This window comes from Stenotrophomonas sp. 86156_Sma, from assembly GCF_056481625.1.
In genome coordinates, this window is sequence record NZ_CM151157.1 from 4,052,982 (window position 1) to 4,067,646 (window position 14,665).

Annotated in this window: 11 protein-coding genes and 1 pseudogene; 6 read left to right on the plus strand and 6 right to left on the minus strand. The window is 65.6% G+C overall.

Annotated features, from left to right (window positions below):
• Positions 1-362 precede the first annotated feature (362 nt).
• From ACZK33_RS18825 to gap, 3 genes and pseudogenes are all read right to left on the minus strand, one after another.
• Positions 363-1,739, minus strand: a complete 1,377-nt coding sequence (locus ACZK33_RS18825) for a DUF3999 domain-containing protein (RefSeq protein WP_049422663.1) — start codon at positions 1,737-1,739, stop codon at positions 363-365.
• Positions 1,736-4,410 (minus strand): annotated as a pseudogene (locus ACZK33_RS18830) (DUF2339 domain-containing protein). Before ACZK33_RS18830 ends, ACZK33_RS18825 begins: the two are co-directional and overlap by 4 nt.
• Positions 4,411-4,535: 125 nt before the next feature.
• Positions 4,536-5,540, minus strand: a complete 1,005-nt coding sequence (gene gap / locus ACZK33_RS18835; protein WP_032127866.1) for a type I glyceraldehyde-3-phosphate dehydrogenase — start codon at positions 5,538-5,540, stop codon at positions 4,536-4,538.
• Between the two features lie 193 nt (positions 5,541-5,733).
• Between gap and ACZK33_RS18840 the strand changes: the two genes are divergently transcribed.
• The 4 genes from ACZK33_RS18840 (at position 5,734) to ACZK33_RS18855 (ending at position 9,775) form a co-directional block, all read left to right on the plus strand.
• Positions 5,734-6,363 (plus strand): OmpW/AlkL family protein, encoded by a 630-nt coding sequence (locus ACZK33_RS18840; protein ID WP_019338734.1) that lies wholly within the window; start codon positions 5,734-5,736, stop codon positions 6,361-6,363.
• 194 nt (positions 6,364-6,557) lie between these two features.
• Entirely contained in the window at positions 6,558-7,967 is a 1,410-nt protein-coding gene (locus tag ACZK33_RS18845) for a hypothetical protein (protein WP_423174847.1), read from the plus strand.
• 177 nt (positions 7,968-8,144) lie between these two features.
• The gene (locus ACZK33_RS18850; RefSeq protein ID WP_329914732.1) at positions 8,145-8,963 is read left to right on the plus strand and encodes a S1/P1 nuclease; all 819 of its coding nucleotides are present in this window, start codon (positions 8,145-8,147) and stop codon (positions 8,961-8,963) included.
• Between the two features lie 11 nt (positions 8,964-8,974).
• Complete coding sequence (locus tag ACZK33_RS18855) at positions 8,975-9,775, plus strand: MBL fold metallo-hydrolase (protein ID WP_423174848.1); 801 nt, start codon at positions 8,975-8,977, stop codon at positions 9,773-9,775.
• A 57-nt stretch (positions 9,776-9,832) separates the two neighbouring features.
• Here ACZK33_RS18855 and ACZK33_RS18860 read toward each other — a convergent pair whose 3' ends face one another.
• From ACZK33_RS18860 to ACZK33_RS18870, 3 genes are read right to left on the minus strand one after another with little or no spacing between them, the layout of a single operon-like run.
• Positions 9,833-10,396, minus strand: coding sequence for a hypothetical protein (locus ACZK33_RS18860; protein ID WP_032127863.1), 564 nt, complete (start codon positions 10,394-10,396; stop codon positions 9,833-9,835).
• Complete coding sequence (locus ACZK33_RS18865; RefSeq protein WP_423174849.1) at positions 10,393-11,595, minus strand: M56 family metallopeptidase; 1,203 nt, start codon at positions 11,593-11,595, stop codon at positions 10,393-10,395. The genes ACZK33_RS18860 and ACZK33_RS18865 overlap by 4 nt, the downstream gene beginning before the upstream one ends.
• Positions 11,588-11,953, minus strand: coding sequence for a BlaI/MecI/CopY family transcriptional regulator (locus ACZK33_RS18870; RefSeq protein ID WP_423174850.1), 366 nt, complete (start codon positions 11,951-11,953; stop codon positions 11,588-11,590). The genes ACZK33_RS18865 and ACZK33_RS18870 overlap by 8 nt, the downstream gene beginning before the upstream one ends.
• Before the next feature lie 118 nt (positions 11,954-12,071).
• Here ACZK33_RS18870 and ACZK33_RS18875 point away from each other — a divergent pair, with 118 nt between their 5' ends.
• Positions 12,072-12,629, plus strand: a complete 558-nt coding sequence (locus ACZK33_RS18875; RefSeq protein WP_285301627.1) for a flavin reductase family protein — start codon at positions 12,072-12,074, stop codon at positions 12,627-12,629.
• A gap of 34 nt (positions 12,630-12,663) precedes the next feature.
• A complete protein-coding gene (locus ACZK33_RS18880; protein ID WP_423174851.1) occupies positions 12,664-14,616 on the plus strand; it encodes an acetyl-CoA hydrolase/transferase C-terminal domain-containing protein in 1,953 nt (650 codons plus the stop codon).
• Positions 14,617-14,665: the final 49 nt, after the last annotated feature.

Consider the following 14,665-nt stretch of genomic DNA (forward strand, 5'->3'; position numbering starts at 1 on the left):
CGGAGCGGATGGCAAAGGCACAAGCAGTGTGTGGTGTCGGATGAAGAACGAAGAGGTCAGATCCGTTTTCCTGCGGAAAACGGATCTGACCCCGATGGCCGTCGAGCGAAGCGACCCGCTTCCGCTCTTGCTTTTCTTTTTCCTCTTCCGTGGGTGGACGCACACGGAAACTGTCAGAGGCCGGGCGGGGTGGGTTCGCGGGGGTGTCAGCCGCATGGATGCGGCTGCCAAGCCTACAAGGACGTACTTGCGGCGTCCCCCGCGAACCCACCCCGCCCGGCCAAGCGCAGCTTTGCAGTCGAGCAAGCTCGACTCTACCGACGCTACGCCCACCCACGAGGGGCTGCGCCGTTCGCCGGAACCTACGCCGAAGGCGCCGGCTTCTGCCGAAGCAGGCTGACCGCCAGGCCGCCAACAACCAACACACCCAGCCCCAGCAACGCCCACAGCAGCCACGACTTCCAGTCGTGCTGCGGCTTCAGTGCCGACTCACCGGCCAGCGGCTCCGGGCTGCCTTCCAGGCGCGCCAGCGTCGGCTGCCACGACGGATCATTGCGCTGCCGCAGCTCCTCGATCAGCACACCGATCGGCGCCTCCATCCGGCGCGCAGTCGAGCTGCCCACCGCCAGGGCATACGGCGCCGCGCCCTGGCTCAGGAACACCAGCACTTCCGGCTGATAACCCAGACGCAGGGTTGGAGCCGTCGCCGTTTCAGCCGGATTCGCTACCAGCTTCCAGTAACGATCCCGATGCACGCCGCCCAGCGGCTGCGCAGCCGATTGCTGACGCTGGCCCTGCGCGCCCTGCTGCAGCTGATAGGCAATCCACGGTGCACTACGGCGCTGCCATTCCGCGCTCTCATCATCGCGGCTGAACAATGTCCACTGCACCAGGCTGTTGTCGGTGCTGGCCACGTCAGCACGCGCCGCCGGGAAGCGGCCATCCATCTCGAAGGTGTATTCGCCCTTGCGCTTCGAGGTCGGTTCCAGCGACAACCACTCCCACGGCAGTGTGGCCGGTGCCGGTGGCAGCTCGGCCAGTACGCTGCGCAACGTTGGCAGACGGGCATCGCCCTGCGCCAGCACACGCAGATAGCGCGCTTCACCATCCACCTGCAGACGGCGCTGCAGCAGGCGCTTGCCGGCGCGCTGCAGATCCACCAGCGGAATGTCGCGGCCAATCGCACGCCAGTGCTGCAGGTCGTCGCTGACGTCCAGCTGCACCTGTGCCTGCAACGGTTGGCCACTGTCCGCCCAATCCAGCACCAGTGCCGCCAATGGTTGCTGGCCGAGCACGCTGGCATCGATCAGCCAACCGCCCTGCCCGTTCGCTACCGCACCACCACCCACACGCGCCTCGACCCGGCGTACGCGACCATCGGTATCGCGCTCGGTCAGCAACTGCAGGTCGTTGCGCTGCGCTTCGGCCAGCGGCGGCAACGCGAACCACGGCAGCTCACGCTGCACCGGCGGCTGTGCCAGCGGCTGGTCCGGCGCCAGCAATGCCGACGGCAACGATTGGCCGGCGGCATTGAACACCTGCACATCGCCCAGGTCCGCACTACCGGCGCGACGGTAGATCGCCGGTTCCAGCACGACACGGTAGGCGCCCGATTGTGCGCTGGACAACGTCAGCGGCCACTGCTCGGCGTACTGGGTACGGTAATCGGCGGCCTGTGCGGTGACGGCGGCCAGCATGCCGAACATCGCCGGCAGCAGCGCCCTGCTCCACGTCTTCATTGTTTTTCCTCCACGGTCGGCGCCGCGCTCGGCGGTGCCGGTGCCAGATAACCCACGACCGTGCACAGCAGGCCGTAAGCGATGAACGATGCGATGCCCAGCAGGTTGCCCAGGTGCTGGCGATCGACGATGACCAGCTTGGCCAGCACCACGCCCATCAGCACGGCACCGACCATCCACAACACGCGCTGGCCGCGGCGCGAGCCCCACACCCAGGCAATCACGCCGAGCACGCTCCACAGCACGGTCAGGCTGGTCTGCGCCAGGCTGAAGCGCATCATCGACGCGTTCCACGACAGGCCGCCCCACTGATGCACGCCATGCAGCACAACGCTGGTCAGCGCGACGAAGGTTGCCAATGACAGCAGCGGCATGCGGATACCCAGCAGCGCCTGCGGCGCCTGATCGCTGTACAACCAACGCGCCAGCAGCAGCAGGCTCAGCCACTGCCCGATCTCCGCCGGATTCAGCACCGGCAGCCACAGCAGCGGCGCTGCGTCACCCGGCAACAGCTGGCCGGACAGCCAGCCGATCGACAACAGGCCGAACAGCACGCACTGCAGCGGCTGGCGCACGCGGTCGAACGCTGCACCCAGCGGCCAGCGCAGCGCATTCCAGCGCCACAGCGACAGCGCCGCCATCAACAGCCACGGCAGCGTCACCAGCAACGTGGTCCAGCCCTGTGCCAGCCCGGCTTCACCACCGCCCCACAGGGCCAGCAGCGAAAGCAGCGACGGCCACAGCAGCCACCACAGGAACTGCGCGATGCGTGCCACGGTATTGCCGCCTTGGCGCAGGCACAGCAGCGTGCGCACGCCCAGCACCGCGAACACCGCCCAGGCCAGCGCGCCGTAGCCGGCGAACGGCTGATGGTGCGCGTCGCTCTGTATCAGCGCCAGTGGGAAGCCCAGCGCCAGCATCGCGAGCGCGGTCATCCCCAGCGCGCGCGCCGGCTGGCGCCGCTGTACTTCGGCGGCCAGCCATGCGGTAACGGCAGCCAGCACCAGCAGTGCATCCACTTCGGTGCGGTACGGGAAGAACCGGGTGATCTCGTGCACCAGGCCACCCAGCCACCACAGCAGGCCCCACAGGTAGTAGACCAGGGCAATCTCGTGGCGCTGCCTGCGCTGGTAGCTCCAGGCCGACGCGAAGCCGGCAACGGCCAGCAGCAGTGCACCGATCGCGGTCGGGTTGAGCAGGAAGCGCAGGTCCTCATGCCAGTGATCGCCACCGGCCACGAAAGCGAACGCCGCGCCCATCTGCAACAACGCACCGGACACCTGCGGCAGCCAGCGTTTCTGGCGCAGGCCCAGCCAGGCCAGGCCTGCACCTTCCAGCGCGAACACCGCGCCGGTGGCACGCGCCGACAGGGCCAGCGGCACCGCCAGCGTGGCGAAGCCCACCGCCAGCACCGCATGCGACTGCGCCAGCACGGTGTACGACGCGCGCGCAATCAGTGCCCGCGCCAGTACGGCGTAGATCGCCGCCAGGCCCAGTGCGCACAGCGCCAGCGTCATCGGCTGCTCGTGCAGCATGCCGGCCTGCAGCGAGAAGGCGACCAAGGGCGTACCGAACACCAGGCTGCCGTCGACCAGGTCACGCCGCCCGGCGGGCTGCCGGCGTGCGTACAGCAGCGGGATCAGCAGGTAGAAGGCGAAGAACAGCAGCAGGAACGGCTCGGTGCTGCTGAACTTGTCCGGCGCGTACTGCAGCACGCCCCAGAACGTACCGATGCCGAAGGTGAAGGCGAAGCCCAGCAGGTTCAGCGCGCGCCACGGCCGGAACCAGGCAATGGCGAAGATGCCGGCGTTGAGCACCGCGTAGTAGCTGAACAACCCCACGTGGTTGCCGCTGCCGGTGGACAGCCACAGCGGTGCCATGAAGCCTGCGAGGATGCCCAGCACCGCCAGCGTGCGCGAGTTCTGCACCACCGCCAGCACGCACAGCCCGGCCACCAGCGCGATCGAACTGGCAAAGGCAAACCCGGGGTTGAGCAGCTCGAACCGCTTGAACGCGGCGAAGATGGTCAGCAGCAGCACGCCGATGGCACCGCCCTGCAGCGCCAGTGCGAACAAGCGCCGGCGCTCGCGCTGATGCCAACCGAACGCCAGCAGGCCCAGCGCACCCACGGTGACACCGGCCAGGCGCAGCTCGATCGGCAGCACCAGCCAGCCCTGGTCACTGACGTACTTCAACAGCGCGGCAACACCTGCCAGCAGCACCAGCATGCCGATCTTGACCGGCACGTTGCCCTCGGTGAACCAGCGCTTGACCGCTCCGATGCCGCGCTCGATGAAGTTCGGCAGCGTCGGTTCGGAAGGCAACGGCGGCTGCACTGGCACGGGTGGCACCGGCGGTGGCGTGACCGGGCGCAGCGCCTCCACTGCCGCAGGCACCGGTTCGTGCACCGGCGGCGGCGTTGGCTGGGGGGAGGCGGCGCGGCAGCCGCCACCGGCCGCAGGAACGGCGGATCGGCGCCAGCCGCAGGCATGGGCGCAGCCCGTTCCGGCGCAGGCTCGGCTGCAGCCGGGCGGGCGGCCGGCGCGGCGGCCAAGGCACCTTCCAGCGCGGCCACACGGCGGCGCAGGCCGGCAATCATCACCAGCGCTACCACCAGCAGCAGCGGGATGGCCAGCAGAACCAGTACCACCAGGGCTATCAATGCTTCCATTGCATGCTTCCATTGCAATCCCGCGCCCCAGCGGCAGCGGTCGACCGCCCCATGCTACGACAGGGCTGGCCCCATAAACGACGAACCCCGGCCAGGCCGGGGTCCGCGTGCGATCTTGGCCAGCCTTACTTGGCGGCGACGACCTTGGCCATTTCCAGGCACTTGTTCGAGTAGCCCCACTCGTTGTCGTACCAGGTGACCAGCTTGACGAAGGTGCCGTCCAGGGCGATGCCGGCTTCGGCGTCAAACACCGAGGTGCAGGTCTCGCCGCGGAAATCGGTGGCCACGACCTTGTCTTCGGTGTAGCCCAGGATGCCCTTCAGCGGGCCTTCGCTCTGTGCCTTCACTTCGGCGCAGATCTCGGCGTAGGTGGCTTCCTTTTCCAGCTCGACGGTCAGGTCGACCACCGACACGTCCGAGGTCGGGACACGGAAGCTCATGCCGGTCAGCTTCTTGTTCAGTTCCGGGATGACCACGCCGACGGCCTTGGCCGCACCGGTGGACGACGGAATGATGTTCTCCAGGATGCCGCGGCCACCACGCCAGTCCTTGTTGGACGGGCCATCGACGGTCTTCTGGGTAGCGGTAGCCGCATGCACGGTGGTCATCAGGCCACGCTTGATGCCCCACTTGTCATTGATGACCTTGGCCAGCGGGGCCAGGCAGTTGGTGGTGCACGACGCGTTGGAGACGATCGCCTGGCCGGCGTAGGTCTTGTCGTTCACGCCGTAGACGAACATCGGCGTGTCGTCCTTCGACGGGGCCGACATGATGACCTTCTTGGCGCCGGCATCGATGTGCTTCTGCGCGGTTTCCTTGGTCAGGAACAGGCCGGTGGATTCAATCACCACGTCCACGTCCACTTCGTTCCACTTCAGGTTGGCCGGGTCGCGTTCCTGGGTCAGGCGGATCTTCTTGCCGTTGACCAGCAGGTCGTTGCCCTGCACCGCCACGTCAGCCTTGAAACGGCCGTGCACGGAGTCGTACTTGAGCATGTACGCCAGATAGTCCGGCTCCAGCAGATCGTTGATGGCCACGATTTCGATGTCGTCGCCGAAGTTCAGCACCGCCGAGCGCAGGACGTTACGCCCGATGCGACCGAAACCGTTGATACCAACCTTGATTGCCATGTTCTCAAGCTCCTGCGGCCGCGACGGGTGCGGCGGGATGGATAGGGCCCACAAGTCTAGCAAACCGGGGCTGGCCACCGCCGGCCAGCCCCGGCAGGCAGCAGGCCGGCGGACAGGATTTGATCCGGATCAAAGCGTTAGCGCGATGTGAGGCCGAGACTGGCTGCATCCACCCAGCAACGAGATCACCCCCATGCGCAAGACCTCCCCCCTGATCGTGGCCAGCCTGGCCGCCGCCCTGTCCCTCGCCGCCGCCCCGGCCATGGCCCAGTCCAAGGGCGACTGGACCCTCTCCGCCGGCGTGCACCAGGTGGCCCCGAAGTCGAACAACGGCTGGCTGGCCAACCACACCCTGAAGGTCGACGTCGACAACGACGTCAAGCCGACCATCACCGGTGAGTACTTCATTGCCGACAACCTGGGCATCGAAGTGCTGGCCGCGCTGCCGTTCAAGCACGACATCAACATCAACGGCCTGGGCCGCGTGGGCAGCACCAAGCAGCTGCCGCCGGTGGTGACCGTGCAGTACCACTTCAACAGCAAGGGCAAGGTGTCGCCGTTCATCGGTGCGGGCGTGAACTACACGACCTTCTTCAGCGAAGACACCACCGGTGCGCTGAAGGACAGCCGCCTGAAGCTGCAGGATTCGTGGGGCCTGGCCGCGCATGCGGGCGTGGACTTCGCGATCGGCGAGAAGGGCGCACTGCGCGTGGACATGCGCTGGATCGACATCGACAGCAAGGTGAAGTTGAATGGCGAGAAGATCGGCACGGTCAACATCGATCCGCTGGTCTACGGCGCTTCGTACGTCTTCAAGTTCTAAGCGGTGTGTTGAGCGCGGGGGCTTCGCCCCCGCTCCCCCGCTACACGTAAAACCCTCGCAGCATGTTGCCCCGGTGATTGCCGGGGCTTTTTTGTTCTGAATTTCCCTACCCCGACCATGCCATGCTAAGAAACCACTAGCGCAGATACGACTAGAATCTTCAGGCCTCCACCGACAAGAGAAGGAGCTCAACCATGAAGTTGGCTTGGCTAACAATCGCGTTCCTTCTAGGAGCTCCGACGGCACATGCCACTGACGTTGCAGATGGAACGTTCGCAATGATGTCCGGAGGATCCTGCGATGACTTTGCCCAGGACTGCTATCTGGACAATCCCGCCATCGCGGAGAAAGTAGTCGATCAACTTGCGGCAATCGGCGTCACGCGTTTTCTCGTACCATCGGCAACGTTGAGTCAGCTGCGTACCATTGCGACCCCGATCAGCACGCGAGGGCTTGAGTTCTTTACGTATGAACGTTGGACGTTCGAATCTGCAACCCAAGCCGGGAAGTTCAACTGCCAGACTTACACTCAGGAACGGATTGATCCAGTTCTAGTCAAACTCCGTGCCGAGTTTGGCAAGAGCTTTGCTGGTCTTCATTTCAAGGATGAACCACCAGAAAAAGACATTTCTCCACTCGCAGAGATGAACCGATGCGTCAAAGGCGACCACCGTCTCGCAGGCATGAAGGTGTTCATCAACCTGTTCCCATTGCATGCCAACGCGGGCTCCTATGCGGGCACTGAACATGCCGGCGCCATGTCACCCACTGACTATGGTGTGGATTGCATGGAAGCGAGTATTTCGCAACCTGAAAGAACCGCACAGATGGTGGCACGCTACTCGACGTTTGCGCGCCGGGTATCTGACGAGGTGCGCCCTGACTACCTCGCCTTCGACATTTATCCATTTACCCCGTCATTCAGGAAGTGTCCAACGGCGAAGGACCTTCTGATGTCCGAGAACATGTCGATCATTTCGAATCTCGCCAGATCCAGGGGGCAAACTGCCGTCGCTTACCTCCAGAATGTGCAATCCGCACATCCCTCGCTGGCCCAGGACGCTTTCGAGTACGCCAACTTCCATGATCTGCGCTGGTTCGCCGGATGGTCTTTTGCATTCGGCATCAACGGCTTCGCGAACTTCATTACCCACGATGTCAGCAATGCCGCCAGTGTTCCGAATGGGAATGACATGCTCGGACTGCTCGACAAACGCAACAACCTTCGCAATCTGGCTTCGGATCAGCAAAGCACTTTCGGTGTAACGAGACAGGTCCAGTCCGCACTGGCAAACGTCAACTACCTGGGTTTTGCCGACAACAATCTCGGCGTTCCATCGGCCCAGGTCTCAGGCTGGCTGTCGAATTCATCATTCCTTGTGGGCGAGTACGGCAGCGACGATCGTTCCCTGGTCTATCTCGTCGTTACTGCTCGTGCCCCCCGGCAATCGGCATCCGGGATCATTGGCCTCAACAAGTGGTGGCGGGAGGTGGAGAAACTGAACTTTGACACCGGCAAATGGCAGCGCGTTGGCAACGTGACCAACAAAGTCGACGTCGAAATAACCACAATACCTCTCGAGCTCTATCGACTAACGCACTGATCCCTCAACGTCGCCTTCCGCATGGTCAACTTTGCCATGTGGGAGCGCTCTCCCGGCTTACAGAGTGATGACCGTGCCAGTCTCAAATTCGACCAGACAGGCCACTGAGGACGTGACTGTCTCTCCATGGGTCGTCATGCCAGCCCCCTCCTCTTCGCGCCCCGCTAGAATGTGCGCATGAAAGCCCTGCACTCCCTGTTCCTCGCCGCCGCCCTGGCGCCGGCCCTGCTGTCCGTCTCCGCCCCCGCCCATGCCTGGGGCGCGCAAGGCCACCGTCTGGTCGCCGAAGTCGCCGACGCCCGCCTCAACCCCACCGCCCGCGCCGAAGTGGACCGCCTGCTGGCCACCGAACCGGATGCCACGCTGGCCAGCATCGCGCCGTGGGCCGACCAGCTGCGCGCCAAAGACCCGGGCCTGGGCCGTCGCTCGGCCGGCTGGCACTACGTCAACATCGCCGAAGACAACTGCCACTACGAAGCACCGAAGCACTGCAAGAACGGCAACTGCATCGTCGAGGCCCTGAAGGCACAGAGCGCCATCCTCGGCGACCGCAGCCTGACCGACGGCGAGCGCCTGCAGGCGCTGAAGTTCGTCGTGCACCTGGTCGGCGACATCCACCAGCCGATGCACGCCGGTTACGCCCACGACAAGGGCGGCAACGACTTCCAGCTGCAGTTCGGCAACCGCGGTACCAACCTGCACTCGCTGTGGGACAGCGGCATGCTCAACACCCGCAAGCTGGACGACGCCGGCTATCTCCCGCTGCTGCAGAGCCAGCGCGCGCCGAAGCTGGCGCGCCAGTCCAACCCGCAGCACGACCCGCAGACGTGGGCCGAAGCCAGCTGCCGCATTTCCATGCAAGCTGGCGTTTATCCGGCCACGCGTAAAATCGGTGACGAATACACCGAGCGCTACCGGCCGCTGGCCGAAGCGCAGCTGCGACTGGCCGGTGAGAACCTGGCGCAGTTGCTGAACCGCGTGCTCGGCACGCGCTGAGGAGCGTTCCGATGCCGGTCCAGGTGCAGTCGTTCTTCCACCGTGACAGCAACACCTTCAGCTATCTGGTCAGCGACCCGGCCAGCGGCGAGGCAGCGCTGATCGACCCGGTCCTGGACTACGACCCGGATACCGACGCCAGCAGTGAAGCGCCGCTGCATGCCGCGTTGCAGGCCATCGAACAACAGGACCTGCAGCTGCGCTGGCTGCTGGAAACCCACGCCCACGCCGACCATGTGTCGGCCGGGCGCCGCCTGAAGGAGCGCTTCCCGGAGGCCACGCTGGCCATCGGCGAAGGCATCCGCGCGGTGCAGGCCACCTTCGCACCGCGCTATGGGCTGCAGCTTCCGGCGGCCGATGACATCTTCGATCACCTGTTCAGCGATAGCGAAACCTTTGCTCTGGGCGAACTGCGCTGTCAGGTGATCGCCGTGCCCGGCCATACCAGCGACAGCATCGCCTACCTGATCGACGATGCGCTGTTCACCGGTGACTCGCTGTTCATGCCCGACGGCGGTACCGCCCGCTGCGACTTCCCGGGTGGCGATGCCGCGCAGTTGTACCGTTCGATCCAGCGCCTGCTGGCCCTGCCCGATGCGACCCGCGTGTTCGTCTGCCACGACTACGGTCCGGGTGGTCGTGCATTCGCCAACGAAACCACCATCGGCGAACAGCGCGCACACAACATCCACGTGCATGACGGCGTGGCCGAGGCGGAGTTCGTAAGCGTGCGCCAGGCACGCGATGCTACGCTGGAAGAACCCAAGCTGATGCAGCCCGCGGTGAAGGCCAACATCCAGGGCGGGGCCTGACCCACGCCGCTGCGCTCGCCGGGCATGGCCCGGCGCTGCCCCGGTCATCGCAAGCGGTCATTTTCCCTGCGTACGCACCACGTGCTGTCCCTTCACGATCTCGAAGGTGAAGGCATACTGCAGGGTGACCGCCACCGGCTCGACGCGCTCGGCGCCGCGACAGTCGCCACGGTCGGCAGGCACCTTGCCAGCCGCGAAGTGGCAGACCGCTGCGGACGAGTACTTCCACATCGCCACGGCTTCCTGCGCCGCCTGCAGCAGGGGCGCATTCTCGCCTGCAGCACCTGCCGCGCACTCAGGGCGATCGGTCAGCGGCACGCTGCGTTCGACACTGCCCTGTGCATCAACCACCACCTGCAGGCAGATGGTGGTCGGTGCCAGCTCCGCACGCGGGTCACGATCACCGACCTCCGGATCCGGCGCCGCGTACAACTGCGGCATCCGGTAGCCCTCGCTCGCGCCCAGCGAATACGTCTGCACTTGCCCGCTGCCGCCACCGGCCTGCGGCTGCAGGCGCTGATGGCCGACATTCTCGCTGCGGGTATCAACGGTGGTCAGGCGATCCTGGGTCGCGCATCCTGCCAACAGCGCCGCCATCATCAACAGCGGCGCGGTCTTCACTGGGAGTCCTCGGTGTTGTCCATGGCATAGGTGATCGGAATCTTCACAGCCCCTGCAACGGGCTTTCCGTTCTTTATCGCCGGACGATAGGTCCAGCTCCGCGCAGCGGCGATCGACACCGCATCGAACACACCCGGATTGGTTGCGCTGAGCACTTGGACGTCAGTCGGATGGCCCTTGGCATCCACTTCCACGCGCAGGTTCACCACGCCCACCTGTCGCTGTTCGAACGCGGACTTCGGATAGGTCGGCGGCGACATCTTGTCGACCTCTATCTCCCGATCCATGGCGGCCCCTGTCTGGCCGTCTGCGGCTGCACCGCCCTGGCTGGCCCACGCCACCGCACCCATTCCCAGACACAACCCGACCACCAGCACCTGCCCCGACACCCACGGCAATGCCTTCCGCTTGGACTGCTTCAACATGGCGATACGCTCCTTCAACACGGGTTGGCTGCGCCAATGGCAGACCGCTGGCGCAACCGGATGGACCAGCTGCGCCTTCAGCAGCGTGCTGGCGTAGAGACCGCGCAGCGCAGGCTGCGGGGCAATGGTGCGGGCATCGCAGGCCAGCTCCTGGTCACGCAGGAATCGGCGGGAGGCCCACGGCAGAAGCGGATGGAACCAGAACACCGCGCGTGCCATCAGCAGCGCCCCATTGGCCCAGTGATCGCCATTGCGACGGTGGCTGCGCTCGTGCTGCAGGATCAGGCCCTGCTCCTGTGCGGTGAACTGCTGGTCGAAATCCGGGCCTACCACAATGCGCGGACGCCACAGGCCGACCAGCGCGGGCAGGCCCGGGTCGGCGCTGGCCTGCCAGCTGCCATCGGCGCGTGCACACAGTTGGCCCATGCCACGTTCAAAGCGCCGCTGCGCACGTAGATCGCGTAGCAGACAAAGGACCGCCCCCAGCATCCATGCCAGCAGCAACAGCCCGGCCCACGGCAACGACTGCCCTGCCATGCCTTCGACGGCGCCGGGTACCACTTTCAGCGGCAGCGTTGGCACATGCTCCAGAAGTGCCACCTGCGGCAACGGCAGCATCAGTGCCAGCAGCAGCAACGGCAGCAGCCACCAGCTGCGGTAGGCCAACGCCACGCCCCCCAGCCGCACCAGCAAGGGTCGCAGCACCGCCAGCACGACCACGCCCACCGCCAACCACAGGCTGGCCTGCCACAGCCCATCGAGCAGCTCACTCATGGTCCAGCTCCTGGATCAGTTTCTTCAGTTCGGCGATGTCCTGCGCACTCAACTGGCCGCGTTCGCTGAAGTGCGCAACCAACGGCGCAACGCGCCCTTCGAAGACACGACCAATGAAGTCCTGGCTCTGCGCCTCCACCCAGGCCTGCCGCTGCAGCAGCGGCCGGTACAGGTAGCGCCGGCCATCGCGCTCGGCAGTAATCGCGCCCTTGGTCAGCAGGCGGTTGAGCAGGGTCTTGATGGTCGGCTCGGCCCAGTCGCGGTGGGCCAGTGCGGCGACCACGTCATCGGCGCTACGCGGTGCCTGCTGCCATAGCACCTCCATCACAACGGCTTCGGCTTCGCTGATCGGGGTCATGGTTTACATCCGTAATCGACGACCTGATTACGCGCGTAATCGAATCGTCTGTCAAGCCCCTCGACTCCAGGTTCATCCCGGCTGCGCCAGCATCGATTCCTCCCGCCCCAGGCCCCGGATGAAAGCGCTGCCCAAGAAGGAATTCCCGGTCGAGCAGGCCCGCCGCTTCCTCGAACCCGGGCCGGTCGTGCTGGTCAGCACCGCCTGGCGCGGCCAGCGCAACCTGATGACGATGGGCTGGCACATGGTGATGGGCTTCTCGCCTTCGCTGGTCGCCACCTACCTGTGGGACGCAAACCACAGCCATGCGCTGGCGCGTGGCAGCGGCGAGTGCGTGATCAATGTGCCGGGTGTGGAACTGCTCGATACCGTGGTGGACATCGGCAACTGCAGCGGCCGCGAGGTCGACAAGTTCACCCGTTTCGAGCTTGATGCGCTGCCCGCGCGCGAGGTCGGCGCGCCGCTGGTCGGGCAATGCCATTCGTGCTTCGAATGCCGCTTGTACGACGACAGCCAGGTGGCGTCGAACAACCTGTTCATCTGGGAAATCGTACGCGCCCATGTTGCGCCCCGGCCGAAACTACCGCGCACGATGCATTACCGGGGCGATGGGCAGTTCATGGTGTCTGGCGCCGAAGTCTCCCGTCGACGGCGGTTCAAGCCCGACATGCTGTAATGCCCGCACTCCCCCACACGCAGGACCGCCGCGCATGACCGAACACCTCACCGACCTGGACGCCGCCGTCGACTGGTTGTTTGCGCGCGTGGACGGGCCGCTGCGGATCGGGGCACCGCTGGCACTGGGCAAGCCGCATCGGCTGCTCAATGCCCTTTACGCACGCGTCGAGCACGATCCGTCGCGGCCGCTGCAGCTGTATACCGCGCTGTCGCTGAACCCGCCGAAGGCGCGCGGCAACGGCCTGGAAGCGCGCTTCATGGCGCCGTTCGCGCAGCGCCATTTCGGCGACGATTTCCCGCGCCTGGCCTATGCCGATGCGATCGCGCGCGACGCGTTGCCGGCACATGTGCAGGTGGAAGAGTTCTACATGCAGTCCGGCGCCCTGCTCGGCTCGCGGCAGGCGCAGTCCAGCTATACCAGCCTGAACTACACCCACGCCGCCGATGCGGTGGCGCAGCGCGCGCCGCAGGTGATCGTGCAGAAGGTGGCGATGCGGCCGAACGACCGCCGGCTCTCGCTGTCGTGCAACAACGACATCACCCAGGACACGCTGGATGCGATGACCGCTCGCGGGCTGCCTCGCCCGCTGCTGATCGCCGAGATCGATCCGCAGCTACCCTACCTGGGTGGCTCGGCCACGGTCGATGTGTCGTTCTTCGATCTGGTGATCACCCCGCCACCACCGTACCCGGCGTTGTTCGGCCTGCCGCGGCAGCCGGTCGGCGATGCCGACTACGCGATCGGCCTGTATGCCAGCACACTGGTGCGCGACGGCGGCACCCTGCAGATTGGCATCGGCACGCTGGCCGACGCGCTCAGCCATGCGCTGGTGCTGCGCCACACCGACAACGCCCGCTACCGCCGCGTGCTGCACGCGCTGGATCCGCAGCTGGCCAGCCACCCGCTGGTGCAGGAAATCGGCGGACTGGATCCGTTCGAGGTCGGCCTGTATGGCTGCAGCGAAATGCTCAACGAGGGCTTCCGCCGGCTGGTGCAGACCGGCGTGATCAAGCGCAAGGTGCACGATGACCTGGCGCTGATGCAACGCATCGAGAACGGCAGCACGCTGTCCATCGACCACGCCACCCTGGCTGCCGAGGGCGAGTATCTGCATGGCGCCTTCTACCTGGGCTCGCCGGAGTTCTACGAGTGGTTGCGCACGCTGCCGGAAGACGAATGCCGTGCGATCGGCATGCGCCGCATCAGCGAGATCAACCAGCTGTACGGTGGCAACGAGACACTGGAACGCCTGCAGCGCCGGCACGCGCGCTTCTTCAACTCCTGCATGATGGCCACCGCGCTGGGCGCAGCGGTGTCGGATGCGCTGGATGATGGACGTGTGGTGTCCGGCGTGGGTGGTCAGTACAACTTCGTGGCGATGGCACATGCGCTGCCGGAAGCGCGCAGCGTGCTGATGTTCCGCGCCGCGCGCGATGACAAGGGCCAGCGCGAATCCAACGTGCGCTGGAACTACGGGCACACCACCATCCCACGCCACCTGCGCGACATCTACCTCAACGAATACGGCATCGCCGACCTGCGCGGCCTGACCGACGAGGACTGCGTGCATGCGATGACTGCAATCACCGAGGCCCCGTTCCAGGGCGGCCTGCTGCAGCAGGCACACGCCTCGCGCAAGCTGCTGGCGGCCACGCAACCGGATCCGGAGCGCCAGCAGCGCAACACGCCGCAGGCACTGGCCGCGGCACTGGCACCGTTCCGCGTCGATGGCAGCCTGCCCGACTATCCGTTGGGCAGCGACTTCAACGAGATCGAGCAGGTGCTGGTGAAAGCGCTGGGCTGGCTGAAGGCCAACACGCAGACCCGCGGCGACAAGCTGCGTACCGTCTGGGCAGCGCTGCGGCAACCGGCTGGCGACGGCGATGCGGTGTACCTGCAGCGCATGGACCTGCAGGCACCGAAGGATTTCGCCGAACGCCTGGACGCGCGACTGCTGCGCCTCGCACTGGCACGCACCGCCTGAAAAAAGGGGACGGAGGGGATTAAGTCGTTTGTGCATAAACGACTTAATC

What these genes read in the sequence shown, in the direction of transcription:
- ACZK33_RS18880 (WP_423174851.1), top strand. Translation starts at nt 12,664, where the DNA reads ATGACCGAACACCTCACCGACCTGGACGCCGCCGTCGACTGGTTGTTT.
- gap (WP_032127866.1), bottom strand. Translation starts at nt 5,540, where the DNA reads ATGGCAATCAAGGTTGGTATCAACGGTTTCGGTCGCATCGGGCGTAAC.
- ACZK33_RS18875 (WP_285301627.1), top strand. Translation starts at nt 12,072, where the DNA reads ATGAAAGCGCTGCCCAAGAAGGAATTCCCGGTCGAGCAGGCCCGCCGC.
- ACZK33_RS18850 (WP_329914732.1), top strand. Translation starts at nt 8,145, where the DNA reads ATGAAAGCCCTGCACTCCCTGTTCCTCGCCGCCGCCCTGGCGCCGGCC.
- ACZK33_RS18870 (WP_423174850.1), bottom strand. Translation starts at nt 11,953, where the DNA reads ATGACCCCGATCAGCGAAGCCGAAGCCGTTGTGATGGAGGTGCTATGG.
- ACZK33_RS18865 (WP_423174849.1), bottom strand. Translation starts at nt 11,595, where the DNA reads ATGAGTGAGCTGCTCGATGGGCTGTGGCAGGCCAGCCTGTGGTTGGCG.
- ACZK33_RS18855 (WP_423174848.1), top strand. Translation starts at nt 8,975, where the DNA reads ATGCCGGTCCAGGTGCAGTCGTTCTTCCACCGTGACAGCAACACCTTC.
- ACZK33_RS18845 (WP_423174847.1), top strand. Translation starts at nt 6,558, where the DNA reads ATGAAGTTGGCTTGGCTAACAATCGCGTTCCTTCTAGGAGCTCCGACG.
- ACZK33_RS18840 (WP_019338734.1), top strand. Translation starts at nt 5,734, where the DNA reads ATGCGCAAGACCTCCCCCCTGATCGTGGCCAGCCTGGCCGCCGCCCTG.
- ACZK33_RS18825 (WP_049422663.1), bottom strand. Translation starts at nt 1,739, where the DNA reads ATGAAGACGTGGAGCAGGGCGCTGCTGCCGGCGATGTTCGGCATGCTG.